At 74.7% G+C, this 25,560-nt stretch carries 18 protein-coding genes; 9 read left to right on the top strand and 9 right to left on the bottom strand.

The window, feature by feature from the left end; translation table 11 throughout:
• Positions 1–67 precede the first annotated feature (67 nt).
• The 7 genes from aroA to ABT048_RS13230 all read left to right on the top strand — a co-directional run bounded on the left by aroA (position 68) and on the right by ABT048_RS13230 (position 9,212).
• A complete protein-coding gene (gene aroA, locus ABT048_RS13260) occupies positions 68–1,315 on the top strand; it encodes a 3-phosphoshikimate 1-carboxyvinyltransferase (RefSeq protein WP_350521462.1) in 1,248 nt (415 codons plus the stop codon).
• A gap of 194 nt (positions 1,316–1,509) precedes the next feature.
• Complete coding sequence (locus ABT048_RS13255; RefSeq protein WP_350521461.1) at positions 1,510–2,541, top strand: RNA ligase family protein; 1,032 nt, start codon at positions 1,510–1,512, stop codon at positions 2,539–2,541.
• A 201-nt stretch (positions 2,542–2,742) separates the two neighbouring features.
• Positions 2,743–3,120 (top strand): YciI family protein, encoded by a 378-nt coding sequence (locus tag ABT048_RS13250; RefSeq protein WP_350521460.1) that lies wholly within the window; start codon positions 2,743–2,745, stop codon positions 3,118–3,120.
• Positions 3,117–4,433: an RNA polymerase sigma factor gene (locus ABT048_RS13245; protein ID WP_350521459.1), complete on the top strand. Its 1,317-nt coding sequence runs from the start codon at positions 3,117–3,119 to the stop codon at positions 4,431–4,433. The genes ABT048_RS13250 and ABT048_RS13245 overlap by 4 nt, the downstream gene beginning before the upstream one ends.
• A 646-nt stretch (positions 4,434–5,079) precedes the next feature.
• A complete protein-coding gene (locus tag ABT048_RS13240) occupies positions 5,080–6,132 on the top strand; it encodes an alpha/beta hydrolase (RefSeq protein WP_350521458.1) in 1,053 nt (350 codons plus the stop codon).
• A 211-nt stretch (positions 6,133–6,343) separates the two neighbouring features.
• Positions 6,344–7,291, top strand: coding sequence for an AurF N-oxygenase family protein (locus ABT048_RS13235; RefSeq protein ID WP_350521457.1), 948 nt, complete (start codon positions 6,344–6,346; stop codon positions 7,289–7,291).
• 181 nt (positions 7,292–7,472) lie between these two features.
• Positions 7,473–9,212 carry an FAD-dependent oxidoreductase gene (locus tag ABT048_RS13230; RefSeq protein ID WP_350521456.1) on the top strand — a complete coding sequence of 580 codons (1,740 nt, stop codon included), beginning with the start codon at positions 7,473–7,475 and terminating at the stop codon, positions 9,210–9,212.
• 460 nt (positions 9,213–9,672) lie between these two features.
• Here ABT048_RS13230 and ABT048_RS13225 read toward each other — a convergent pair whose 3' ends face one another.
• From ABT048_RS13225 to ABT048_RS13195, 7 genes are all read right to left on the bottom strand, one after another.
• Positions 9,673–10,704, bottom strand: a complete 1,032-nt coding sequence (locus tag ABT048_RS13225) for an aromatic ring-hydroxylating oxygenase subunit alpha (RefSeq protein WP_350521455.1) — start codon at positions 10,702–10,704, stop codon at positions 9,673–9,675.
• The gene (locus ABT048_RS13220) at positions 10,701–11,555 is read right to left on the bottom strand and encodes a methyltransferase domain-containing protein (protein ID WP_350521454.1); all 855 of its coding nucleotides are present in this window, start codon (positions 11,553–11,555) and stop codon (positions 10,701–10,703) included. Before ABT048_RS13220 ends, ABT048_RS13225 begins: the two co-directional genes overlap by 4 nt.
• Positions 11,556–11,721: 166 nt before the next feature.
• Positions 11,722–16,461, bottom strand: a complete 4,740-nt coding sequence (locus ABT048_RS13215) for a DNA repair ATPase (protein ID WP_350521453.1) — start codon at positions 16,459–16,461, stop codon at positions 11,722–11,724.
• A gap of 121 nt (positions 16,462–16,582) precedes the next feature.
• A complete protein-coding gene (locus ABT048_RS13210; RefSeq protein WP_350521452.1) occupies positions 16,583–18,613 on the bottom strand; it encodes a flotillin family protein in 2,031 nt (676 codons plus the stop codon).
• A gap of 151 nt (positions 18,614–18,764) precedes the next feature.
• Positions 18,765–19,592: a hypothetical protein gene (locus ABT048_RS13205; protein WP_350521451.1), complete on the bottom strand. Its 828-nt coding sequence runs from the start codon at positions 19,590–19,592 to the stop codon at positions 18,765–18,767.
• A 264-nt stretch (positions 19,593–19,856) separates the two neighbouring features.
• Positions 19,857–20,972, bottom strand: coding sequence for a PucR family transcriptional regulator (locus ABT048_RS13200; protein WP_350521450.1), 1,116 nt, complete (start codon positions 20,970–20,972; stop codon positions 19,857–19,859).
• A gap of 146 nt (positions 20,973–21,118) precedes the next feature.
• Positions 21,119–21,946, bottom strand: coding sequence for a GntR family transcriptional regulator (locus ABT048_RS13195; RefSeq protein ID WP_350521449.1), 828 nt, complete (start codon positions 21,944–21,946; stop codon positions 21,119–21,121).
• A gap of 243 nt (positions 21,947–22,189) precedes the next feature.
• On the opposite strand from ABT048_RS13195, the gene ABT048_RS13190 reads away from it, so the two are divergent.
• A complete protein-coding gene (locus ABT048_RS13190; RefSeq protein ID WP_350521448.1) occupies positions 22,190–22,951 on the top strand; it encodes a tyrosine-protein phosphatase in 762 nt (253 codons plus the stop codon).
• Positions 22,952–23,129: 178 nt separating this feature from the next.
• Positions 23,130–23,693, top strand: coding sequence for a DUF4291 domain-containing protein (locus ABT048_RS13185; protein WP_350521447.1), 564 nt, complete (start codon positions 23,130–23,132; stop codon positions 23,691–23,693).
• Between the two features lie 12 nt (positions 23,694–23,705).
• Here the strand turns inward: ABT048_RS13185 and ABT048_RS13180 are convergent, their stop codons facing one another.
• Positions 23,706–24,578 (bottom strand): ABC transporter permease, encoded by an 873-nt coding sequence (locus ABT048_RS13180; RefSeq protein WP_350521446.1) that lies wholly within the window; start codon positions 24,576–24,578, stop codon positions 23,706–23,708.
• Positions 24,575–25,501, bottom strand: a complete 927-nt coding sequence (locus ABT048_RS13175; protein ID WP_350521445.1) for an ABC transporter ATP-binding protein — start codon at positions 25,499–25,501, stop codon at positions 24,575–24,577. The genes ABT048_RS13180 and ABT048_RS13175 overlap by 4 nt, the downstream gene beginning before the upstream one ends.
• Between the last annotated feature and the right edge of the window lie 59 nt (positions 25,502–25,560).

Below are 25,560 nucleotides of genomic sequence, written 5' to 3'. Positions count from 1 at the left end.
GGCAGGGCGCAGGTGCGGCAGGATCGGGCCGACATCGCTGGACACACCTGTGTAGGGAGAGCCTGCCGTGACTGCCGTCGAGATCCCGGGGTCCAAGTCCATCACCGCCCGGGCGTTGTTCCTGGCCGCCGCCGCCGACGGCGTGACCACCCTGCACCGGCCGCTGGCCTCGGACGACACCGAGGGCTTCGCGCAGGGGCTGGTCGCCCTCGGGTACGACGTCGAGCGGGCGGCGGACCGGTGGCGGGTGACGGGACGGCCGGCCGGGCCCGGCGTGGAGACGGCCGAGGTGTACTGCCGGGACGGCGCCACCACCGCGCGCTTCCTGCCCGCCCTCGCCGCCGCCGGCCGCGGCACCTACCGCTTCGACGCCTCCGCGCAGATGCGCCGCCGTCCGGTCGCCCCGCTGACCCGGGCGCTGCGCGAGCTGGGCGTCGACCTGCGGCACGAGGAGGCCGAGGGGCACCACCCGCTCACGGTCGTCGCCGACGGCGTCCGCGGCGGCGGACTCACCCTCGACGCCGGGGAGTCCTCGCAGTACCTGACCGCGCTGCTGCTGCTCGGCCCGCTCACCCGGGACGGGCTGCGGATCACCGTCACCCGGCTGGTGTCCGCCCCGTACATCGGCATCACCCTGGCGATGATGCGGGAGTTCGGGGCCGAGGTGAAGCGTGAGCGGACGCCCGGCGGCGAGGTGTTCGAGGTGCCGTCCGGGGGCTACCGGGCCACCCCGTACGCCGTCGAGCCGGACGCCTCCACCGCGAGCTACTTCTTCGCCGCCGCGGCCGTCGCCGGACGGGAGGTCACCGTGCCCGGCCTCGGCCGGGACGCCCTCCAGGGCGACCTGCGCTTCGTGGAGGTGCTGCGGCGGATGGGCGTCCGGGTGGACGTCGGGAGCGACCGTACGACGGTGGCGGGCGACGGCACGCTGAACGGCCTCACCGTCAACATGCGGGACATCTCCGACACCATGCCCACCCTCGCGGCGATCGCGCCCTTCGCGTCCGGGCCGGTGCGGATCGAGGACGTCCACAACACCCGGGTCAAGGAGTGCGACCGGCTGGAGGCCTGCGCCGCCAACCTGCGCGCCATGGGCATCACGGTCGCGACCGGCGACGACTGGATCGAGATCCACCCCGGTGCGCCGCGCCCGGTCGAGGTCGCGACGCACTCCGACCACCGGATCGTGATGTCCTTCGCCGTCACCTCGCTGCGCACGCCGGGGATCACCTTCGACGACCCGGGGTGCGTGCGGAAGACCTTCCCCGGGTTCCACGAGGCGTTCGCCCGGCTGCGCTCGCAGTGGGCGGTCTGACCGCGCACCAGGGTGAGCGCGGACCGGGCCGCCGACCGCGGCGCACCGGGCTGACCGCGGCGTACGGCTCCGAGCGTGTCCGGGCCGGGCGCGTCCGGTCCGAGCGTGTCCGGTCCGAGCACGCACCCCGTGGGATCGGCGGGGCCGGGAATCCCGGTTGCCGGCGGGCGGATCCGGCGGCGAGGATCCTGTTCGTGTCCGAGACGACGACGGTGTTCGACGCGGCCGAGCTGCAGCCCTATCCCAAGATCCCCGCGCGCGGCCGCTCCGGCGGGCCCGGCAGCCGCGAGTGGGTCGCGGCGGAGAAGGTGCACGGCGCGCACTTCGCGGTGGTCTGCGAGGGCGACTCGGTGCGCCCCGCGAAACGACGTCAACTGCTCGACGACGAAGGACTGGACGGCTTCTTCGGCGTGAGCCGCATCTGGCCCCGGCTCGCCGTCGCCGCGGCCCGGCTCGCCGGCGCGGTGCGCGGGCCGTGGGGCCCGTCGGCGGTGGTGACCGTCTACGGCGAGCTGGCCGGCGGACGCTACCCGCACCCCGACGTGCCCGCCGCCGACGGGGTCGAACCGGTGCAGACCGGCGTCTGGTACGACCCCGGCCTGCGCTGGCTGCCGTTCGACGCCACCGTACGGACACCCGAAGGCCGTTGGTGGATCGCCGACCGCGCCCTGCGCACCGCCGCGGGCACCGCCGGGCTCACCTGCGTGCCGCTCCTCGGCCACGGCCCGCTGAACGCGCTGCAGGACCTCCCGGTGCTGTTCCCGAGCCGGGTACCCGCACTGTTCGGACTGCCCGAGCTGGCGGACAACCTCGCGGAGGGGTACGTCCTCAAACCGGCCGGGCAGTGGCGGGAGTCGGGCGAGGCGGGGGCGGTGGCCCGGCCGCTGGTGAAGGCGAAGCAGCAGGCCTTCGCCGAGGACGAGCGCTACGGAGGCGCCCGCCCCTACCTGCCCCCACCGGAGGGCGCGGCCGGGGTGCCGGCGTGGCTGCTGGTCCAGGCGTCGGCCCTGCTCACGCCCGCCCGCGCGGCCGCCGCGGTCAGCAAGCTGGGGCCGCGCACGGCCACGGAGGTGGTGGCCGAGGAGATCGCACAGGACGTGACGGAGGAACTCGCCGACGCGCTGGGCGGCCTGGACGCTCCCGGCCTGGCGGCGCTGCGTCGGGCACTGGAACCGGGCGCTCGGGCGCTGGCGGCCTTCGACGCCGTGGACCGGCGCGGCGCCTGAGAAGGATCCTCCGACGGCGCATCTCCGACGGCGAGTGCTTGACGGCGAGTGCTTGACGGCGAGTGCTTGACGGCGAATCTCCGACGGCGAAAAAACTTCGAAGAAACCCCGTCGGCGATGTCGAGGGCCCCTGCCGCGGCTCCGACTGAGAGGTGACAGCGCGCCGGAGGGGCGTGCGGGACGGAAATGGGGACACCCGCCATGAAGTACGTCGCGATGATCTACGGCAACCAGGCCAAGTGGGACTCCTTCCCGGCCGAAGCCTGGCCGGAGGCGATCGCCAAGCAGGAGGCGTTCAACACCAAGTACCGCGAGAGCGGCGAGCTGATCGGCGCGTACGGGCTGGCGGACGCGGCCGCCGCGCAGCTGGTGCGGCGGGCGGAGGGCGTGCCGGTGATCACCGACGGGCCGTACCTGGAGACCAAGGAGTACCTGGCCAGCTTCTACCTGCTGGACTGCGAGAGCCCGGAGCGCGCCCAGCAGATCGCGGCGGACATGCCGTTCGCGGACGTCGAGCCGGTGGAGCTGTGGCCGATCCTGCACGAGTCGCCGACGAACGACCTCGCGGCGAACGGGTGACCGAGCCGAACGGCGTCGAGGGCCTGCTGCGCGAACTGGCGCCGCAGGTCCTCGGCGCGCTGGTACGCAGGCACGGCGGGGCCTTCGACGCGTGTGAGGACGCGGTGCAGGAAGCCCTGCTGGCCGCCGCACTGCAGTGGACGGCGGGCGGGGTGCCGGCCAACCCGCGCGGCTGGCTGGTGACCGTCGCCGACCGCCGACTGGTGGACCAGGTGCGCAGCGAGTCGGCCCGGCGCCGCCGGGAGGAGACGCTGGCGCTGGCCACACCGCAGGCGGCGCTGCTCGCCCCCGCCGCCGACGAGCCCGACCCGGCGGCGGACGACTCGCTCGCGCTGCTGTTCCTCTGCTGCCACCCGGCACTGTCGGTACCGAGCCGGATCGCGCTGACCCTGCGCGCCGTCGGCGGCCTGACCACCGCGCAGATCGCCGCCGCGTTCCTGGTGCCCGAGGCGACCATGGCGCAGCGGATCAGCCGGGCCAAGCAGACGCTGAAGGCGGCGGGCGGACGACTGGCGCCGTCGGAGGGGGACGGGGAGGGGGAGGAGGACGGGGAGGGGGCGAGGCAGGGGAAGGGGAAGGGGGAAAGGGACGGCGGAGCGGCGCGGCTCGGCGAGGTCCGACACGTGCTGTACCTGATCTTCAACGAGGGCTACACGGCCAGCGGCGGCGATGAGCTGACCGTGCCGCGGCTCGCCGTCGAGGCGATCCGGCTCACCCGACTGCTGCGGCGCCTCACCCCGGGCGACGCCGAGACGGCGGGACTGCTCGCCCTGATGCTCCTCACCGACGCCCGCCGACCCGCCCGCACCGGACCGTACGGTGAGCTGGTGCCGCTGGAGGAGCAGGACCGCGACCGCTGGGACCGCGAACTGCTCGATGAAGGGCTGGAGTTGATCGCCTCCGCGCTACCGGGCGGGCAGCCCGGGCCGTACCGGGTACAGGCGGCGATCGCCGCGGTGCACAGTGAGGCGACGACCGCCGAGGCCACCGACTGGCCGCAGATCCTGGCGCTGTACGACCTGCTGCTGCGCTTCGACGCCAACCCGGTGGTCGCCCTCAACCGGGCCGTCGCGGTGGCGATGGTCCACGGGTCGGCGGCCGGGCTCGCCCTCCTCGATGCGCTGGCCGCCGACCGGCGCCTCGCCCGCCACCACCGCCTGCTCGCCGTGCGCGCCCACCTCCTCGACCGGCTCGGCACCGACCCGCCCGCCGCCGCCCGCGCCTACCGCGAAGCCGCCGCCCGTACCTCCAGCGCCCCCGAACGCCGCCACCTGGCGGCCCGGGCCCTGCGGCTTGAGGGTGCGGGCGGGTGAATATGTAGGTCGGTCTACTGATTCCTGCGCGGGTGGGGGCCGGGGTGGGGGCTGGTGGCGCAGTGTGCGTGGGAAGTCGGCCGGGTCGACTTCCTGTGCGGCTGGGTGTGACGGTGCGGGCGGTGCGGGTGCCAGATTATGTCGGTCGGTCTACTGATTTGTTGCGAGCGCTGGGGCTTGAGGGCGTGGGTGGGGCGAATATGTAGGTCGGTCTACTGATTCGCGCGCGGGTGGGGGCCGGGGTGGGGGCCGGTGGCGCAGCGTGCGTGAGAAGTCGGCTGGGTCGACTTCCTGCGCGGCTGGGTGCGATGCCGGGGGCGGTGCGGGCGCCGGATTATGTAGGTCGGTCTACTGATTTGACCCCCGAAGTGGTGCTCCTTGCGCAGGAAGTCGGCCTGGCCGACTTCTCGTGCGCAGTGGCGCCGGGCGGCGGCAAGAATGTAGACCGGTCTACATAATTTCCCCAGGCGTTGGACCAGGGTGGGGGTGTGTCGGGTCGAGGGTGGGTTCAGAGGGCGTCCAGGAGGCTTCCAACTCTGCTGGGACGGCCCCATCATGGGCTCCCGTTCGGGCAACACCGTCCCCGGCCGATCCCGAGCGCGGTCCCCAGTCGAGTCCCCAGTTCCGTCCCCAGGAGGCAGAAGAGATGACGATCCCACTCCCCGTCCGGATCCAGGCCGCCGTCGTCCGGGGCATGTACGCCCTGCCGGAGGGCGTGCGGCGGGCGATCGCGGGCAAGCCGGTGGTGCGGGACGGGCAGACGCTCGCGTTGGACGCGCAGTTGATACTCAAGCTGCAGCGGCAGTCGAAGGCGGCCCTGGTGATGCCGGGTGGGGTCGAGCCGTCGCGGGCCGCGATGGAGTACGCCCGGTACCTGGTGGGCGGGCCGACGCTCCACACGGTGGCCGCGCGGGCCGTCGGGATCCCGCAGGAGCAGGGCGAGTTGGCCGCGACCCTGTACACGCCGGAGGGCCTGGCGGCAGGTTCCGGCCTGCTGGTGTACCTGCACGGCGGGGGCTGGGTGGTCGGTAGCCGGGCCAGTCACGACCACGTCGCCCGGTTCCTGGCGCAGCGGGCGCACGTGCGGGTGCTGTCGGTGGAGTACCGGCTGGCGCCCGAGCACGCGTTCCCGGCCGCGGCCGAGGACGCGCTGGCCGCGTTCGACTACGCGCACGCCAAGGCGGCCGACCTGGGTGCGGACCCGGAGCGGATCGCGATCGGCGGGGACAGCGCGGGCGGCAACCTGGCCGCCGTCGCGGCGCAGCAGGCCGTGCGGCGGGGCGGTCCCGCGCCGGTGTTCCAGCTGCTGCTGTACCCGGCGACCGACGCGTCGACCCGGCGCCCCTCGCGGGAGCTGTTCGCCGACGGGTTCTTCCTGACCAGCGCCGACATGGACTGGTTCCTGGAGCGGTACGCGCCCGAGCCCGCCGACCGCGTCGACCCGCGGCTGTCGCCGCTGCTCGCCGGGGACCTGGCCGGTCTGCCGGCCGCGTACATCGGCACCGCGGGCTTCGACCCGCTGCGCGACGAGGGCGAGGCGTACGCGCGGGCGTTGGAGGAGGCCGGGGTGACGGTGCACCTGAGCCGTCAGCCGGACCTCATCCACGGGTACGCCAACTACATCGGCATCGGCCGGCGCTTCCGGGAGGCGACCGCGGAGGCCGCCGAGGCGCTGCGCCAGGCGCTGGCCTCGGCGTAGCGGAGGCCAGTGGGCGGAACAGCACCAAGACAGAGGGCAGGGCGAAGAGCACAGCGAAGGGCGGGGCCTCGACGGTCCCGCCCTTCGTCGTGCCCGCCCGCGCGCCGGTTCGCTGCTGCGCGGGGGGTTCTCGGCGACAGGGTCTTATTGTACTGTCCGTCTAATAAGCGGGTGAGCGGGAACCCGCAGCAGCAGGCACCTGGAGGCAGCCATGGCTCTCACCGACCCGAGGGCGCGGAGGCGGGACCACCGTCAGGACGAGCGCCGGAGTGACCGTCACACCACCGCCGACGACGACGTCTCGAAGCGGCTGCTGGAGTCAGCCGCCGCCCTCTCCTTCGACCCCTCGACCGAGATCGACTGGGACGCCCCCCTCCCCGAGGAGCACTACGGCCTCAACCCGGAGTGGAGCACGCTCTACGGCACGCGGCTGTGGGACGAGATGACCGAGCGGCAGCGGGTGACCCTGACCCGGCACGAGGTCTGCTCGATCATGAACACCGGCATCTGGTTCGAAATGATCCTCCAGCAGATGGTGCTGCGCGACCAGTACCTCAAGGACCCTGCCAGCGCCGAGTTCCGGTTCGCCCTCACCGAGATCGCCGACGAGTGCCGCCACTCGATCATGTTCGCCCGGGCGTGCGAGAAGATGGGCGTCCCCGCCTACCGGCCGAACAAGCTGATCGCCCAGGCCGGACGCGTGTTCAAGGCGCTCGCCAAGGGCGAACTCGCGTACGGCGGCATCCTGGTGGCCGAAGAGGTGCTCGACGTCATGCAGCGCGACTGGATGCGCGGCGAGAACGTGCTGGAGATCGTCCGCGGGACGTCCCGGATCCACGTGGTCGAGGAGTCGCGGCACATGAAGTTCGCCCGGCAGGAGATCCGCGAGCGGATGCGGCACGCGAGCCCGGCGCGCCGACGCGCCTCGGCGACCGGCATCGCCGTGGGCGCCTACGTCATCGTCACCAGCATGGTCCACCCGGGCGTCTACCGGGCCGCCGGGCTCGACGTGCAACGGGCGCTCGCCGAGGTGCAGGCCAACGAGCACCGCAAGGCGATGATGCGCACCAGCTCCCGGCACCTGATGGCCTTCCTCGCCGAGACCGGGCTGCTCACCGGCCGCTCGGCGGCCGTCTACCGCCGCGTGCACATGCTCTGACCTGCAGTTGAAAGCGCACCCGCGCCGCCCGCCCCTGCCCGCCGCACCGCCGCACCGCCGCACCCCCGTGCCCCCGCACCGCCGTGCCCACCGAAGCCCCCTGCCACCGCACCCTCCGCCACCCCCGACGCCATCCCCGACACCACCCCCCCCGACGCGCAGCGAGGACCCCACTCCGGCCATGGCCTACGCGATCACCCAGACCTGCTGCAACGACGCCTCGTGCGTGTCCGTCTGCCCGGTCAACTGCATCCACCCGACCCCGGACGAGCCGGAGTTCGGCACCACCGACATGCTGTACATCGACCCGAAGGCGTGCATCGACTGCGGCGCCTGTGCGGACGCCTGCCCGGTGGACGCGGTGTTCCCGGTCGACCGGCTGCGCGGTCCGGACACCGTGTTCGGGGACCTCAACCGCGACTGGTTCCGCGACCACCCCAACGACCACGCCTGGGGCCGGCCCAGTTTTCCGCGCAGCCTGCCGGGGGAGCTCGGCGCGCTGCGGATCGCCGTCGTCGGCACCGGGCCGTCGGCCGGGTACACCGCGCAGGAACTACTGCGCAGCACCAGCGCCGAGATCACCATGATCGACCGGCTGCCGGTCACCGGCGGTCTGCTGCGGCACGGCGTCGCGCCCGACCACCAGTCGACCAAGCGGATCGCGGAGAGCTTCGCGAGCGTCTTCCGCGACCCCCGGCTGCGGATGCACCTGAACGTGGAGATCGGTGCGGACGTCACCCACCGGGAACTCGCCGCGCACCACCACGCGGTGGTGTACGCCGTCGGTGCGGCCGCCGACCGCCGGCTCGGCGTCCCCGGAGAGGACCTTCCCGGCAGCCTGCCCGCGACCGCCTTCGTCGGCTGGTACAACGCCGATCCGACCGTGCCGGCCGACGCCGTCGAGCTGTCGGCGGAGCGGGTGGTCGTGGTCGGCAACGGCAACGTGGCCGTGGACATCGCCCGCATCCTGTTCACCGACCCCGACCGGCTCGCCGCCACCGACATCGCCGACCACGCCCTCGCCGCGCTGCGCGGCAGCCGGGTGCGGGAGGTCGTGCTGCTCGCCCGACGCGGTCCGGAGCAGGCGGCATGGACCGCGGCGGAGTTCCTGGCGCTGCGGCAGCTGCCGGGCGTCGAGGTGGTGGTCGAGGACCACCCGCAGGTCCGGGCCGCCATCGACGCAGCGGTGTCGTCGGTGGGGGCGGCGTCAGCGGAGGCGGAGGAGGCGTCGGCGTCGGCCGAGGAAGCGGGTCCGGGCGCCGCGCCGCCGTCCGCGGGCTCGCGGGCGGCGTTGCTCGCCGGCCTTCCGCTGGTCCCGTACGACGGGGCCGCCGAGCCCGGCGCGGGGCGGCGGATCGTGCTGCGGTTCCTGTCGGCGCCGGTGGAGCTGTCCGGGGACGGGCGGGTCGAGGCGCTGACCGTCGAGCGGACCAGGCCGGTGGACGGGGGCCGGGTCGAGCCGACCGGGGAGCGGGACGTGCTGCGGGCCGGGCTGGTGGTGCGCTCCATCGGGCACCGCGGGGTGCCGCTGCCGGGGCTGCCGTTCGACGAGCGGGCGGGGACGGTCGCGCACCGGGGCGGCCGGGTGGTCGACCCGGAGACCGGGCAGCCGCTGCCGGGGACGTACGTGGTGGGCTGGGCCAAGCGCGGCCCGTCCGGCGGGATCGGTGCCAACCGGGCCTGCGCACGCGAGACCGTGGACGCACTCCTGGACGACGCGGCCGCCCGCGTGCTGCCGGTACCGGAGGCGGGCCGCAAGGACTTCGACCGGTTGGTGCGGCGCCGTCGGCCGGATGCGGTCGGGCTGAAGGAGCTGCGGGCGGTGGACCGGGCCGAGCGTGAGCGGGGCGAGGCGGAGGGGCGGCCCCGGGTGAAGCTCGCGACCGTGCCCGAGCTGCTGGCGGCGGGCCGCCGACGGTAGGCGGCAGGGCGCCGTACGCGTCGTGCGTCGGGCGTTGTGCGTCGTGCATGCACACGGCCGCGCAGGAAGTCGGCCCGACCGACTTCCTGCGCGCGAACCCCTGTCCGCAGCAGCGCCCCTCGCATCCCCTCACGCCCCCTCGCATCCCCTCGCGCCCTCTCTCCGTTGCCCCGGACGGAGCCCCGCGAGGGGTTGATGTGCGGGCCGCCCGGTTGACGGAACCGTGTCCCGGCGCGGCCGGGGCGCGTTGGGTGGGTGTGAGTGGATTTGGGGTGATGCCGGTCCCGCGGCGGTGGCCGGCCGAAGAAACGATCCTGCATGGGCTGGAGCCGCCCGGAGAACCCGATCCGGAGGCTCCCATCTATGCCGAGCTCGCCCGGCGGTGGCAGGCGGAGGGACGGTCCGTCCCCGGGCTGCCCGACCCGGTGTGGGAGTCGCTGGCCGCGCCCCGGGGCCGGGGTCAGTCCGCGGGATTCGCCTCCGGGTAGAACTGCCGGGCCCAGCGGCGGAACAGTCCGATCGAGCGCTCCCCGGGGACGAGCCGCGGCTGCTCCAGGTACCGCTTGTGGGCCAGCACCGGCCGGTCCTGCTTGATGATCCGCACCGAGGCCTGCAACGCCAGCCAGGACGCCGCCCGGTCGAGCGCCTTCGCCGACCCGCCCCCCGGCACCAGCGCCGGTACCAGCGCCGACACCGGCGCCCATGCCGGCGCCCATGCCGGCACCGACACCGGCACCGTAACGGTCGCCGCGAACCACACCCTGGTCCGCCACGGCGCGACCGGTGTCGCCAGCACCCAGACCCGCAACGTGCTGCCCAGTTGCGGAAGTTCGGCCGTCAATCGCATCATCCCCAGCCCCGCCAGCGTCACCGGCTGCTCCAGGCTGACCGCGCCCAGCCCCGGGAAGCGGGTCGTGGTGCGCTGGTGGACGGTGAACAGCGGGCCGTCCACCTCCGGCGGCGCGGTCTCCCGGGTGTCCAGGCCGTGCAGCACGCTCACGTGCCGGAAGTCGACGCTGTTCTCCATCACCTCCTGCGGGTGCGAGCGCACCTCCCCGCTCCACCAGGCGAGCGGACGCACCCCGACCGCCGGCGGCAGCTCCCATCCGGGCGGCTGCCCGTCCGGGCCCCGCCAGACGAACAGCGCGCCGTCCCGTTCGCGGAGGTGGTGCGTCGTCAGCGACGCGCGGAGCCGGGTGCCGTCCGGCGCCCCGGTGCACGAACCGTCCGGACCGAAGGCGAAGCCGTGGAACGGGCAGACCAGTTCCTCGCCCCGGACCGTCCCGCCGGCGCCGAAGTGCGCGCCCAGGTGGGGGCAGTGCGGCCCGACCGCGCGCACCGCGCCCCGGCGGGTCCGGTACAGCACCACGTCCTCGCCCATCAGCCGGGCCGTCCGTACCCGCCCGGGCGGCAGGTCCCGGGCCCGGCCGACGCAGAACCAGCCGCTCGGGTACGGCAGCGGCGCCGGGTGCCCGTCCACGGCGGAGGTCACCGCGCCGGCTTGACGGCGGTGTGGACGTACCAGGCGATGTACTCGCGGACGGCGTACATCTCCACGGTGGAGCGGAGGTTGAGCCACTTCGCCGGGTCGCCGAAGCGCCGCAGGACCTCCCACGGCAGCCGGAAGTACGCGTACACCGCCTCCGACGTGGGCGTGTAGTACGGCGTCGCGTCCAGCGCCTCCTCGACCTCGAACCCGGCGTCGGCGAGCAGTCGCGGCAGGTTGCGGGCGTGGTAGAGCTTGGCGCCCGTCATCGTCATCGCGTCCAGGTACGGTTCGAGCAACGCCCGTGCGCCCGGTTCCAGTTCGTCCAGCGGGACGGTGCTCATCGGGCCGAGCAGCACCAGTCGCCCGCCCGGGCGCAGTACCCGGTGGAACTCGGCCAGGGCGCGCGGCGGGTCGTAGGAGTGGACGAGCGTCTCCATCGAGTAGGCGCCGTCGAACTCGTCGTCCCCGAAGGGGAGCCGGTGGTAGTCGCCCCAGGAGAAGGCGGTCCGGTCGTCCAGTGCGGCCCGGACGCTGAGCCGACGGGCCTCGGCGAGGTGGAAGTCCAGCACGTCGACCCCGGTCACCTCCAGTCCGAAGCGCGCGGCCATCGCCCGCGCCACCACTCCCGCCCCGCACCCGGCGTCCAGCACCCGGGCTCCGACCGGCAGCGCCAGTTTGCGCCCCAGTACGTCCTCCAGCTGCTGTTGCGCCCGCCACAGCCGCCACTTCGACTGCCCCGGCTCCGTCCACCCCCAGTGCCGGGCGTTGCGCGCCACCCGGGTGTAGAACCATCGGCTCCCGGCCCGCCCGTACACCCGGCGCAGCCCGGTCAGATCGAGTTGCTGAGCGCCCATGCGGACACGCTAGCCGCGGGCCTCGGGCGCGACCCGGCGGCGCCACGGAGGGTTGCCCCGGTGGGGCGTGTTGTGTGGTCGTCCGACCGGCTGATCAGCGGACCGGTGCACGCGGCGGCACAGTGAGCCCCGACGCCAGTCGCTGAGGGCTGGGGAGGCCCGGTCGTCAGAGACCCGGGCCCTGCCCCCGCCGGGCGCGCTTCAGCTCCTCCCACCGCTGCGCCTGCTCCGGCGTCAGGGCGCCGCGCAGCTCGGCCAGCTTCAGCAGCTGCGCCTCCGCCTCGGCGCCCAGCGGCTGGGCCTCGGCACGGTAGTGGTCGGTGAGGAGGGCGTCCAGCTCGGGCCGGGTGAGGGCGGGGTCGAGGCGCTGGGCGAGCTTGGCCATGTTGCGGTACGAGCCCTGGAGCAGGAACGGCGGCTCGGTGCGGGTGCGGTCGTCCTGGGCGGCGGAGTCCAGGTAGGCGCGGTTGACGGCCAGGACGGTGGTGCGCAGGTGGAGCAGGCCGGCCAGGACGGCCGTCATCCGCTCGACCTCGGCGGCCGGCCAGGCGCCGGTCAGGGTACCGCCCGGGACGCCCGTGGCACGGGCGAGCAGGGTGTCCAGGTCGGCGCGCTCGGCGGTGGCGAGCGGGGCCAGGTGGGGGTTGGTGGGCAGGGCGTTCTCGATGAAGCTGAGCGCGAAGAGGTCGTCCCGCCCGGCGACGGCGTCGCCGAGGTTCCAGACGTCGGCGCGGTTGGCGAGCATGTCGGGCAGCCGGAAGAGCCGGCCGGACTCGGTGTACGGGTTGGCGGCCATCACCACGGCGAAGCGCTTGCCGCGCAGGTCCCACTCGCGGGCCTCGCCGTCCCGGACGCCGTCGATCCGGCGCTGCGCGTCGCACAGCGGGATGAACCGCTGCAGGAACTCGGGCGAGGTGTGCTGGACGTCGTCCAGGTAGAGCAGCACGTTGTCGCCGGCGTGCAGGGCGAAGTTGAGCTTCTCGACCTCGCGCCGGGAGGTGGCGTCGGGCGCCTCGGCGGGGTCGAGCGAGGTGACGCGGTGGCCGAGCGCCGGGCCGCTGACGGAGACCAGCAGCAGGCCGAGCCGCTCGGCGAGGTACTCGACGAGGGTGGTCTTGCCGTAGCCGGGCGGGGAGACCAGGAGCAGCAGGCCGCTGCGGTCGACCGGTCCGCCGGACTCCGCCGTGCCGAGCTGCTTGGCGAGGTTGTCGCCGATCAGCGGCAGGTACACCTGGTCGATCAGCCGGTTGCGGACGAAGCCGTTGAGCGGGGCGGGCCGGTACTGGTCGAGGCGCAACCGGGCGTGCTCGGCGGCCAGGAGCTCGCCGCGCAGCTTCCGGTAGGCCCGGTGTCCCGGCACCTCGACCTCCTCGAACTCCTTGACCCGGGCCAGCAGTTCGTCCAGTCGGAGGTCGAGCGCGCCGCCCGCCAGGCGCGGATGGTCGCCGAGCAGTCCGGTGAGCCGGGTGGCCACGGCGGCGTCCACCGGCCGGCGCGGCAGGGACGGGCAGAGCAGCACGGCGGCGGCCTCGGCGAGGTCGGCCGGATCGGCGTCGGCGGCTCCCGCCGTCAGCCAGGCGGTGGCGAGCTGGCGCCGTACGGGCAGCAGCGCCGGTTCGTCGGGCAGGGCGGCCAGCGCCTCGGTGAGGCCGGCCGACTCGGGGGCGGCGCGGAACTTGTCGAGCAGCGCGGCCGCGCCCGCCGAGTAGGCGAACGCGGGTGATTCGGCGGTGAGTTCGGCCACCAGGTACGGTCCGGCGTCGGCCGCCCCGGGGCCGGCGGACTCCGGGTCGAACTCCGCGACGGCCCGCGAGAGTTCGGCGGCCAGCCCGTCGAGCGCCGGCACGCCGCCGAAGGCCTGCCGGGCGAGCCCGAGCGATCGGGCCCGGGTGTGCCAGAGCAGCCGCTGCCGCTCGTCGGCGCCGTGCGCCCAGTACACCTGCGCGGCCGCCCGGGCGGCCGCCGGGTGCCGCAACAGGCCGGCGTCGGAGCCGAGTTCGATCAGGGCGCGGAGCAGCAGCGCCGCGTCGTGGTCGTGCACGCCGCGCTGGTAGCCCTCGTCCGGCCGCTGCTCGGCGGCTCGCCGGACGTGGTCCAGCAGGTCCGCGTCGGCGGAGAGCGAGCCCGGTTCGGCGGCCAGCAGCAGACTGGCGGCGAGGTACTCGGCGCGGTAGAGCTGCGGGGTCTCCGAGGGCAGCGGGCGTTCCCAGTAGCGCTCGGTGGCGGCGAAGGCCGGGTCGGTGACGGGGGAGCGGTAGTCGGTGCCGGTGAGGGTGAAGGCGGGGCGCCCGCGCCAGGGCACGAGGGCGAGTTCGGGCCGCTGGGTGGTGACGGCGAACAGGTGCCGGCCCAGCCGCAGGGTGCCGGGGCCGTCCCCGGCGAGTTCGGCGCGGTCGCGCAGGGCACGGTGGGCGCGGCCGCGGGCGGCGCGCAGCCGTCCGGTCAGCTCCTCGGCCCGGACCCGGTCGCCGAGCGCGGTCAACTGCCCGGCGAGGTCGCGGAGTTTGACGGCGGTCGGGTCGGCGGCGAGCGCGGCGTCGATCTCGGCGGCGGTGTCCAGCGCGGTCAGGCGCCGGTGCAGGGTGTCGAGGATCCGCTCGGCGGAGGCGGCGAGCCGGTCGGCGCGGCGGGCCCGTTCCTCCAGCAGGTGCTGGCGGCGGGCGGTGAGCGCGTCGTGGATGGCGGTGCGCCGGTCGGCGAGCTGCTCGCCGAGGGCCGGGTCGGCGTCGGCGAAGCGGGTCTCCAGCTGCTCGATCCGCAGCAGGAGCCGGCCGAGCTGGTCGTCGCAGGCCTCCGGGGTGTCGGCGGCGGCGAGCGCGGCGGTGGTGGCCTGGGCGAGCAGGGCCGTCTCGGCGGCGAACTCGGCGGCGGCCTCGCGGGTGCGCAGCTCCCGGCGGCGCACGGTGAGCGCGGTCCGGGCCCGGTTGAGCAACCCGAGGACGTCGGCGAGGCGGTCCAGGATCGCGGTGCGGGTGGTGGCGTCGGCCAGGTCGAGGGTGCCGACCAGCTCCGAGACGGTCTGCAGCGCCTCGCTCTGGGCGTTCAGTTCGAGGCCGAGCGGCTCGGCCTCGGCGGCGGTCGCGATCACGGCGCACTGCTCGGCCAGTTCGGCGGCCCGCTGCCGGTGCGGTTCGAAGGCGGTGGGTTCGGCCAGCCGGCCGACGGCGCGTTCGGCGGCCTCGGCCAGGCCCTCGGTGAGGTGAGCGGCGAGCGCGTCGATCCGCTCGGGGTCGGCCCGCGGCAGGTCGCGCAGCGCCTCGACCCGGCCCTGGGCGCGGCGCAGCGCGGCGAGCCGGTCGACCCACTCGGCGGCGTCGGCCAGGGTCTCGCCGCGGGCGGTGCGCAGCAGGCCCTCGACGTGTCCGGCCGCCTCGTCGGTCTGCCGGGCGGCGTGCGCGGTGAGCTGGGCGATCGCCTCGTACTCGGCGATGACCTGCCGGGCGGTGTCGCGGATCTCGGCGAGCGGTGCGGCGAGGTCGCCGAGGCCGCTCTGGCCGAGCCAGTGGTGGCGGTCGGCGGTGCGGGTGCAGGCGGCGAGGACGGCCCGGTGGCCGGCCGGGGTGTCGGCGCCGGCCGCGGCCAGCCGGGCGAGCGCGAGGCAGTCGGCCAGGCCGCGTACCAGGTCGGCGTTGCCGATGCGGGCCAACGGCCCGGTGCCGGGCGGCTGTAGGGCGGCGAAGCGCTCGCTGGTGAACGGGGTCTGCCAGAGCTGGACGGGGTGCAGCCGGGTGGGCCCGTCCTCGGCCGGGCGCAGCGCGATCAGGGTGCCGTCGGCGAGCAGTGCGTACCCCTGGCAGGACAGCGGGGCGGCGGCCTCCTGGCGGACGCTGTTGTACGGCTGCAGCAGGGCGCGGCCGTCGGCGGGGGAGCGGAACTCGTACAGCACGTCCTCGCCGTTCGGCGAGACGACGGTGCGCTCGTGGACCAGGCCGTCCACGGGCTGGTCGAAGGTGCGTACGGTGCCGTCCGTCAGGTGGCAGCCGCCGGGGAAGGCGACGCCCTGGTCGGCGGGCAGCCGCAGGCAGGCCCGGCCGAGCGCGTCGATCCGGGTGACCTTGCCGGTGGGCAGGTGCACCACCAGGTGCCGGACGCCCTCCTCCTGGTACGGGCGCACGCGCACCAGCAGCAGGGTGCCCAGGCGGGTGTGGGCGATCTGCGCGTCGGCGAGGGTCTGCAGGGCGTCGGCGAGCGGCTCGTGGTGCAGCTCGCGGCCGTCCGGGGTGGTGAGGGTCAACCGGCCGCCGTCGACGCCGAGGTGGAGCTCTCCGGCCAGGTCGGCGCGGGGCGGGCGGCCGGGGCCGGCCGGCAGGTGGTCGTCGCGGGTCAGTGCGGTCCAGGCGAGCTGCTGCCCGTCGGCGGGTGTGTGGTCGCGCTCGCCGCGCCCGTCCAGGTAGGCGGGGCGGGCGTCGTCGGCGTCGTCGTCGAGGCGCCAGCGCAGCACCCGGACGTCGGTGGCGGCCGGGCCGGTGCGGAAGACGGCGAGCAGCCGCCCGTCCACCGGCCGCAGGCGTTCGAGGCGGGCGTCGCGGAAGTAGCGCCGCAGGTCGGCGAGGTCCTGGCACAGCCGGGGGTCGTCCAGCAGGGTGCCCTCGGCGGGGGCGGGGGAGAGGTCGGGGCCGTGGAGGCCGAGGACGTCGGCGAAGTCCTCGGCGCCGTCCGCGCCGTCGGTGGGGCGGGTGCCGAGCAGGAGCAGCCCGCCGGCGGCGGTGAGGTCCTGCGGGAGGCAGGCCCGGGCGGTGGTGAGCCGCCCGGTGCCGGTCAGCCGCAGCTCCCCGCCGCCGAACTCCTCGACCCGGCGGGCGTTCAACGCCTGTGCGCGGTCGGCGAGTTCGGTGGCGGCCCGGGCGAGCCGGTCGCGCAGGACCTCGTAGGTGCCGGCGTCGAGCCGGTCGTCGAGGACGTCCACGGTCAGTTCCTCAGGTACTCGGCGGATCGTTGCTCGGAGCGGTGTTGCTCGGAGCGGTGTTGCCCGTTGCCCGGAGCGGGTGCTGCCCGTTGCCGGGAGCGGTGTCGCCCGGAGCCGTAGGCTACTTGGAGCCGTTCAGCGCGGCGCCGCCACCGGCCAGCGTCCCGATCGGGGTCTCGGCGATGCCCAGCTTCCGTGCCGACTCCAGGAGTTGGCGCAGCTGCCCGGACTGCGCGCCGGCGCCCGAGCCGATCAGCTGCATCAGCAGCGCGGAGACGGTCAGGTTCTGCACGTCCGCGGTGGAGACCGAGGACAGCACCCGGGTGAGGTCCTCGGTGAAGCCGGCCCGTCCGTCCAGCCAGGGGCCGGCCAGGGTCTGCGCGGTCTGCGAGTGGCCGACGAAGGCGTCCACGCTCTTGCCGGCCGTCACCGACTGCACCAGGCGGTCGAAGAAGACCGAGTCCCCGCCGACGATGTCGATCTTGGCCTTCTCCAGTCCGGTCGCGACCAGCGCGGCCTGCGCCTCGGCGATCTGCCGCTGCGCGTCCAGCCCGGCCAGCCGGACGTCCTTCTCGGCGGCCAGCCGCAGCCGGTACTCCTCGTGCTCGCGCGAGGCCTCGTCCAGCTTGGCCATCGCGGCGGCCTTCTCGGTCAGGCCCTCGGCCTCGGCCTTCAGCTTGGCGCCGACCTCCAGCGCGGCGGCCTTGGCCTTCTCGGCCTGGACGACGGCCTCGGCGAGGCCCACCTTCTCCACGGCCGCGGCCTCCTGCTCCCGCACCTGGACGCGGGCCAGACCCTCGGCGGCGGCCTCCGCCCGGACGCCCTCGGCCATCCGGATCTTGGCGGCCGCGTCCAGCTCGGCGGCCTGCTGCCGGGCCTCGGCCAGCACCAGCGCCTCGCGGGCCTTGTGCGTGGCGGCCTGCTCGGCGGCCTCGGCGGCCTTGATGTCCTTGACAAGCTTCTCCTGGGCCTCCGCCTCGGCCTGGATGACGACCGCCTTGCGGACGCGCTCGGCCTCCTCGGTGGCGCGCAGCGTCTTGACGGCCTCCTCCTGCTCGGCGACGGTCCGGTCCACCGCGACCCGCTCGCGGACCACGTCGGCGACGTCCCGCTTGGCGGACTCGACCTCCTTCTCCTTGGCGATCGAGGCGAGTTGGGTTTCCCGCTCGCGGCCGACGACCTCCAGCAGGCGGTCCTTCTCGATCCGCTCGTTCTCCACCGCGATCACCCGCTCGCGGTTCTTCTGCGCCACCGCGACCTCGCGGGCCTGGTTCTCCCGCTGCACCCCGAGCAGTTCCTCGGTGCGCAGGAACGCGGTCTGCGCGTTGAGCCGCTCCTCCTCCTGCACCCGGGCGATCACCGCGTCCTCCTTGGCCCGCAGGGTCTCGATCTCGCGGCGCTGGCGGATCTCGGCGTCGGCCTGGCGCCGTTCGAGCTCCAGGACGGTCTCCCGGGCGTCGACGTTCTGCCGGGTGATCTCCTTCTCCTCGGTGCGCTGGTACTCGTTGGTGCGCACGTGCTCGATCGCGGTCAGCTCGGTGATCTTGCGGATGCCCTGGGCGTCCAGGATGTTGTCGCCGTCCAGCTGGCTCATCGGGGTCTGTTCGAGGTGGTCGATGGCCGCGTCCTCCAGCGTGTAGCCGTTGAGGTCGGTGCCGATGACCGCGATGATCTGGTCCCGGAACTCGTGCCGGTGGGTGTACAGGTCGGTGAAGTCCAGTTGCTTGCCGACGGTCTTGAGCGCCTCGGCGAACTTCGCCGCGAAGAAGTCCTGGATCGCCTGCGGATCGCTGGCCCGGGCGGTGCCGATCGACTGCGCGACCTTGACGACGTCCTCGACGGTCTTGTTCACCCGGACGAAGAAGGAGATCCGGATGTCCGCGCGGATGTTGTCGCGGCAGATCAGGCCGTCCCGGCCGGCCCGGTGGATCTCCACCGTCTTGGCGGTGATGTCCATCAGCTCGGCCTTGTGGATGACCGGTAGGACGATCGCGCCGGTGAAGGTGACGTCCACCTTCTTCGTCCGGGAGACGATCAGTGCCTTGCCCTGCTCGACCTTCTGGAACAGGCGGCCCACGAAGAGCAGCATGGCGAGCACGATGAGCAGCACGACGGCGACGAGTACGCCGAAACCCACGGCGATGGTGTCCATCACGGAGTCCTTTGACGATGGCGAGACGGTGCGAACAGGAGAGTTGGGGAAGTGAACCGACGGGGAGCGCCGGACGGGATCCGGCGGGTCCGGGCCGTCGGGTCCGGGCCGACAGGTTCGGCTGTCGGGCTCGGCCGTCGGGCTCGGGCCGTCAGGTGAGGCCCGGCGGCGACGGGTCGAAGGGCGCCACCAGGAAGTGCTCGCCCTCGGCGTCGTAGTCGAAGATCAGGGCGGTCCGCCCGACGGTCAGCTCGGGTTCCGGGGTGGTCGTGCGGACCTGGACGGTCGCGGTGGAGCCGTCCTCGGCGGTGACCTCGGCCTGCCCGAAGTCGGCCGTCACCCGGCCGGTCCGGATCACGCAGACCCGGCCGACGAAGTCCCCCCGGGTGGTCGGCCGGTCCTGCGGGAAGAGCCGCCGCAGCGGCTTGACGAGCACCCTGGTGCCCGCCCAGGAGGCGACCAGCGCGACGGCGAACACTCCACCGCGCGCCGGCGCCCCCGAGGTGAGCACGGTGCCGGCCAGGCTGACGAACCAGGCGAGCGCGACCAGCAGCGAAACCGCCACCGTCACGGGCACGCCGCCCAGCCCGAGCGCGTCCAGCACGCCCCCGTGGTGGCCGGCCCCCGTGCGGGTGCCGTCACCGCCGTTCCCCCCGTCGGAGCCGCGCCCGTCGGTGCCGTGCCCGCCGTGTGCCCCGTGTGCCCCGTGGCCCCCGTGTGCCACGTGGCTCCCGGCACCGTGCCCCCCGGCACCGTGCCCGACGTGACCCGCATGGCCGACGTGACCGACATGGCCGACGTGACCGACATGCCCGGCATCCAGGTGGTGCCCGACGCCGTGCCCCCCGTGCAGGGCGTCGAACCCCAGTCCGCCGAGCAGCATCAGCAGCCAGTACCCGACGACGACCACCAGCGCGAAGCTGAACAGCGCGGTCGGAAAGGCCAGTGCGGCCGCGAAGAATTCCCCCGTCCCGGCCACGCTCCCCCGCCTTTCCCCCGGCACCGCGCTTCGGCGCCGGGGAGATCATGGCAGTGGAGGAGCCGGCCGCACATTGCCAGGATCCGGCAATCTTTACGGCTCTTTGACACCCTGGTACGCGCGACCCACGTGACACTGCAACAGCCGGGCAACAGAACGGCCGCCGGACGGTCGCAGCGGGCCCGCGCGGGTTTGGCGAACGGGCTCGGCGAGCGTCCGGCGGGCGGGTTCGGCGAGCGTTCGATGACGGGCTCGACGCCGGGCCTAGAGCGGCTGCTCCGGCCAGTTCAGCAGCCGCGCGCCCATCGCCGCGGTCTCCAGCGTGAAGCGCTGCAGCGCGTCCGACGGGTCGTACCCCGTGAGCGCCTTGATCCGCTCCAGCCGGTAGCCCAGCGTCCGCACGCTCAGCCCCAGCCGCCGCGCCGCCTCCGCGTTCACGTACGCGGCCTCCGCCTGCACCGCGATGGTGTCCAGCAGGGGGCGGGCGCCGCCGCGCGCCTCGGTCAGCGGGCCGAGCACGCTGCGCACCAGGTCCGCCATGGCCGCCCGGTCGCGCATCAGCACCGGGAAGACCAGCAGTTCCTCGGCCTTCAGCTGCCGGGTCGGCAGGTTCAGGCGCTGCGCGTAGTCCAGCGCGTCCAGCGCCTCCTCGTAGCTGCGCAGGACCCCGCTCGGCCCCGAGTGCCGACGGCCGGTGGCCACCCGCTGCACCGGGCGGTAGCCGGAGCCCGGGCGCAGCGTCAGATCGGCGAAGGCCTCCAGCACGGCCCGCTCGGAGTCCGGGGCTATGCAGACCAGCCGGCCGTCCTTGCCGGCCAGCAGGACGTCCCGCTCGCCGAACCGCCCGGCCAGTTCCCGCTCCACCCGGTGCACCATCGGGTGCACGTCCGCGAAGGGCTCGTCGCCCACCGCGACCGCCACCGTGTACGCACCCGCCAGCCGCAGCCCGAACCGCTCCGCGCGCTCGGCGAGCAGGCCGAGGTCGCTGCGGCCGAACAGCAGGTCGTCGATGAACTCCCGCCTGGCCGCCTCCTCCTGACGGACCGCCAGTCGCTGCGCGCGCTCGTGCCCCTCGCCGAGTGCGGCGAGTGCGGCGTCGGTGGCGGCGAGCACGGCGTCGCCCATCCGGCGCAGTTCGTTGACGCTGGTCGCCGAGGCCGTTCCGGGCAGCGTCTGCCAGGCCCGGCGGGCAGCCGCCAGGCAGTGCGACACCACCTCGCGCAGCCCGTACCCGGCCTCCGCGCAGTGCTCGCCGAGCCTGCGCAGACCCTCCAGCTCGTCGCGGCGCAGCAGCCGGCCGGTGCGGGAGACGTCGGCGAGCAGGACGAGGTAGGCCTCGGCCAGCTCGGTGGGTATGTCGTGCTCGATCCCCTCGGTCACCTTGTCCTGCCATCCCCCGAACGACCTGGTGATTCGGCGCTGAACACTAGCAGGATCGATACGGCCGGAGGCCGGTGCCGCCGCACGCGCGGGTCCCTGCGCCGCCCGGCCTGCGCCCCTCGGCACCGCCCGCCCGGGAGCCCGCGCTAGCGGTCGCGGAAGTGCAGCACGAACCGGGCGCTGCTGCCGTCGATCCGCCGCCGCACGTACAGGGCCGGGGTGCCGTCCGGGGTGCAGCTGACGCCTTCGCGGACCAGCAGTGCGGTGCCCGGCGGGACGCCCAGCAGTTCGGCGTCGGCGAGGTCCGCGCCGACCGCGCCGAAGGCCCGCCAGTCGTACTCCAGCTCCACGCCGGCGGCGCGCGCCAGGTCCAGCACGAGGTTCCCGGGGCGCCCGGGCCGGACCAGCTCGTCGGGCAGCGGGCCGAACGGGACCCAGTAGCTGCAGGCGGCCCGGGCCCGGCCGCCCAGCCGGATCACCGAGTCCACCCGGGACAGCTCGCCGGGCTCACGCCCCAGCTGGCGGGCCGCCTCCGCGTCCTCCGCCGCGCCGGTGACGGGCGGCGCGGCGACGACGAACTCGCCGTCGTCCTGAGCGCCGTCCGGGCCGCCGTCCCGATCGCCGCCCTCGTCGCCGTCCCGGCCGGGGCCGTGGCTGCCGGCGGGCAGGGCGGCGTGGACGCTGCCGAGGTCGAAGCGCTGGCTGCGCGGGTCCACGGTGATCGACACGCGGACGGCGGGCGGGCGGACGAAGGTGCCCACGCCCCGGCGGATCTCCACCACGGCCGCCCGCTCCAGCTCGGCGACCGCCTGCCGCACGGTCAAGCGGTTCACGCCGAACTCGGTGCTCAGCTCCGGCTCGCTCGGCAGCCGGGCGCCCGCCGGGTACGTGCCGGCGTCGATGCGCTCCTGGAGCCGTCGCGCGAGGCGGCGGTACAGCGGGGTGCTCGGGGTGCTCGGAGGGTTGGTCGCCACACGGTCGATCCTACGAAGCCCGCCGCCCCGAGCCCGCCGCCCGGAAATGTCGCCCCGAGCCCGCCGACCGGATCCGCCGCCCCTTCCGGGTCGCCCCGGCGCACGGACGGGGGTGGGATGGAGGGAGCGCCGTCGGCCGCCGCTTGCCCGGCGACCCCCGGAGGGGTTAGACATCTAGACGTCTAGATGTCCGTCCGGATGCCCCACCCCTCCCGAGCGCGGCTCCACCGAAAGGCCTCACGCATGTCCCTGGTCAACTTCCGCGACGCCGCCGTCCTCGGCGACCCCGAGGGCCGTCGGGTCCGCCCCGGCGTGCTGTACCGCTCCGCCCAGCCGTTCCCGGCTGCCGACGAGGCCACCGTCGCCCAGCTGCGCGCCTGCGACATCCGTACGATCGTCGACCTGCGCGACCTGCGGGAGACCGACCCCGCCGACTGGGCCGCCGCCGAGGCCGCCGGGATAGCCGTCGTCGCGGCCCCGGTGAACCCCGCCGCCGACGCCCTCACCGCGCGGATGAGCACCATGGCCACGGCCGCCGACCTCGGCGACTTCTACGTGCTGCTGGCCGAGTCCGCCCCCGAGGCGGTCGCCGCCGCCGTCGAGGCCACCGTCCGCCCCGGCGCCGTCCTGCTGCACTGCGCGGCGGGCAAGGACCGCACCGGCCTGCTGACCGCCCTGCTCCTCGACCTCCTGGGCGCCTCCGCGGACCGCATCGTCGCCGACTACGCCCGCACCGCCGACGCCCTCCCGCAGATCTTCGCGGGCCTCGCCGAACGCCACCGCGCCGCGCTCAACGATTACTCCCCCTCCCGCGTCACCGACTCCCAGGGCCGCCACCTCACCATCCCCGCGCCCCTGCTGGAGGCCCCGGCCGAGGCCATGTCCGTCTTCCTCGACCGCGTCCGCACCCACCACGGCGGCGCCGCCTCCTTCCTCCCCGCCTGCGGCGTCCCGGCCGCCACGATCACCGCCTTCCGCACCAAGGCCGGCGCCGGCGTGAGCTGACCCGGCGCCCCCGGGGCCCCGCCGCCCCGCCCGCGCGGCAATTCCGTTGCGCCGCCCCGCCCGCCCTGGCAGCGTGCCCGGCGGGGGACGCTGCCAGCAGGACGGCAGCGGACGGCAGAGGACGGCAGAGGGCGGCGGGGATGCGCCGGGGAGCAGGAAGACCAGGGGGTGCGCCGCGATGACCGCGCTGCGGGAGATCCGCGCCGACCACGACGACCGGACGATCGTGGTCTACCAGGCCTACCCGCCCGCCGTCGCGGACGCGGCGCTGGCGGCGGGGCGCTTCGTGGCGCCGTTCGGCTTCCACCGGATGACGTGGATCAAGCCCTCGTTCCGCTGGCTGATGCACCGCAGCAACTGGGCGCAGAAGCCGGGGCAGACCCGGGTGCTGGCGGTGCGGATCACCCGTGAGGGCTGGGAGGACGCGCTGGCCCGGGCCGTGCCGACCACGGCGCACCCCGACGAGCTGGCCCGCGCCGAGGTCCACGTCCAGTGGGATCCGGAGCGCACGCTGCGCGGGGCGGCGCTCAACCAGTACAGCATCCAGGTGGGCGTCGGCCGTTCGCTGGTCCGCACCTTCGCCGAGGAGTGGGTCACCGGGCTCACCGACCTCACCCCGCAGGTGCGGCGGATTGCCGAGCTGGTCCGCGGCGGGCAGGGGGCGAAGGCGCAGCGGCCGCTGCCGCCCGAGCGCCCGTACCCGCTGCCCGCCGCGACCGCGCAGCGCCTCGGCCTCGGCTAGGGGCGCGGCACCTCACACGTCCCGTCGCCGCACCACGACCACCGTGACCGCCACCGAGACGGCGGCCCACACGCCCATCGTGATCCAGGAGTCCAGCACGGTCGGCGCGTACTTCCCCATCGTCGTCGAGGAGTCGGGGTTGATCGTGAGCCGGGTGACGGTGCTGAGCGGCAGGTGGGTGCCGATCTCCTTGAGCCAGCGATAGCGGTCCCCGCCGAACATCAGCGGCAGGATGAACATCAGCACCACCAGCGACACGATCGAGGCGGTGGCGTGCCGCAGCACCGCGCCGAGCGCCATGCCGATCAGCGCGCAGGTCGGCACGATCGCCGCGAAGCCGAGGACGGCGCGCAGGCAGCCGTCGTCGGCGATGGAGAGCCCGACGTGCCGGGAGGCGAGCATCGCGTTGGTGGCGAGGAAGGAGCCGAACGACACCACCAGCCCGGCGAGCGCGGTGATCCCGCCGATCAGCGCCACCTTGGCCGTGACCACCGCGCGCCGGTCCGGCACGGCGGCGAAGGTGGTGCGGACCAGGCCGGTGGTGTACTCGCCGAACACGGTGATCGCACCGAGGCTGCCGGCCGCGATCGCCATCAGGTCGCTCGACATGCTGCTCAGGCCGTGGAACAGCGGGTCGTACCGGTACGGGGGGAAGCCGGGCGGAGGTGGGCTCGGGTGGTCGAGGTACGGCAGGTCACTGTGGACGGCGTTCAGGTTCACCACGATCGCCGCCAGTGAGGCGAGCGCGAGCACCCAGTACGTCGACCGCAGTGATCGGAGTTTGATCCACTCGGCGGCGAGCAGGTCGGTGAAGCGGGGTGCGGGTTCGGCGGTGTGTGGGGCGGTCGGGGCGAGGGGGGTGAGGGTGGTGCTCGTGGTGCTCATCGGGGTTCTCCAGCCGGGTGTTCGGTCGCCGGGTACTCGACGCTGTCGGCGGTCAGGGACATGAACGCGGTCTCCAGGGACGAGGTGCGGGTGGTCAGTTCGCCGAGCACCACGCCGTGTCGCAGGGCGAGTTCGCCGATCCGTTCGGCGGTCAGCCCGGTGACGATCGCCGACTGCGGCTCGTGGAGCTGTACGTCGGCGCCTTCCGTCCGCAATGCTTCGGCCAGCAGCGGGAGTTCGGGCGTGCGGACGGTCACCGAGGTCGTCGCGTTGCGGGCGGAGAACTCCGCCAGGCCCTCGTCGGCGATCAGCCGGCCGCGCCCGATGACCACCAGGCGGTCGGCGGTGTGCTCCATCTCGGCCATCATGTGGCTGGAGACGAACACCGTGCGCCCCTCGGCGGCGAGGCGGCGGAACAGTCCGCGCACCCACAGCACGCCCTCCGGGTCCAGCCCGTTCAGCGGCTCGTCGAAGAGCAGCACCGGCGGGTCGCCGAGCAGCGCGCCCGCGATGCCGAGCCGCTGCCTCATGCCCAGCGAGTAGCCGCCGATCCGCCGCCCGGCGGCCCGGCCCAGCCCGACCTCCTCCAGCACCTCCTCCACCCGCCCGGCCGGGATCCGGTTGCTGCGGGCCAGCGCCCGCAGGTGCGCCCTCGCGCTGCGCCCGCCGTGGACGTCGCCCGCGTCCAGCAGCGCGCCGACGTGCCGCAGCCCGCGCGGCCGGCTCGCGAAGGGCACGCCGGCCACGGTGACGCTGCCCCCGGTGGGGGTGTCGAGGCCCAGGATCATCCGCAGTGTCGTGGACTTGCCGGCGCCGTTGGGGCCGAGGAAGCCGGTGACGGCGCCGGGCCGGACGGTGAAGGTCAGTTGGTCGACGGCCGTGGTGGCGCCGTACCTCTTGGTCAGTCGCTCGATCTCGATCACGGGGACAACGCTGCCGGTCGCCGCCCCGCCCGGGCGTCGGGCGGCGGGCCACAACTGCG

This window comes from Kitasatospora sp. NPDC096140, assembly GCF_040303045.1.
Lineage (GTDB): Bacteria > Actinomycetota > Actinomycetes > Streptomycetales > Streptomycetaceae > Kitasatospora.
Note: the sequence above shows the minus strand (reverse complement) of the source record. Positions and strands in the feature narration are given on the sequence as shown.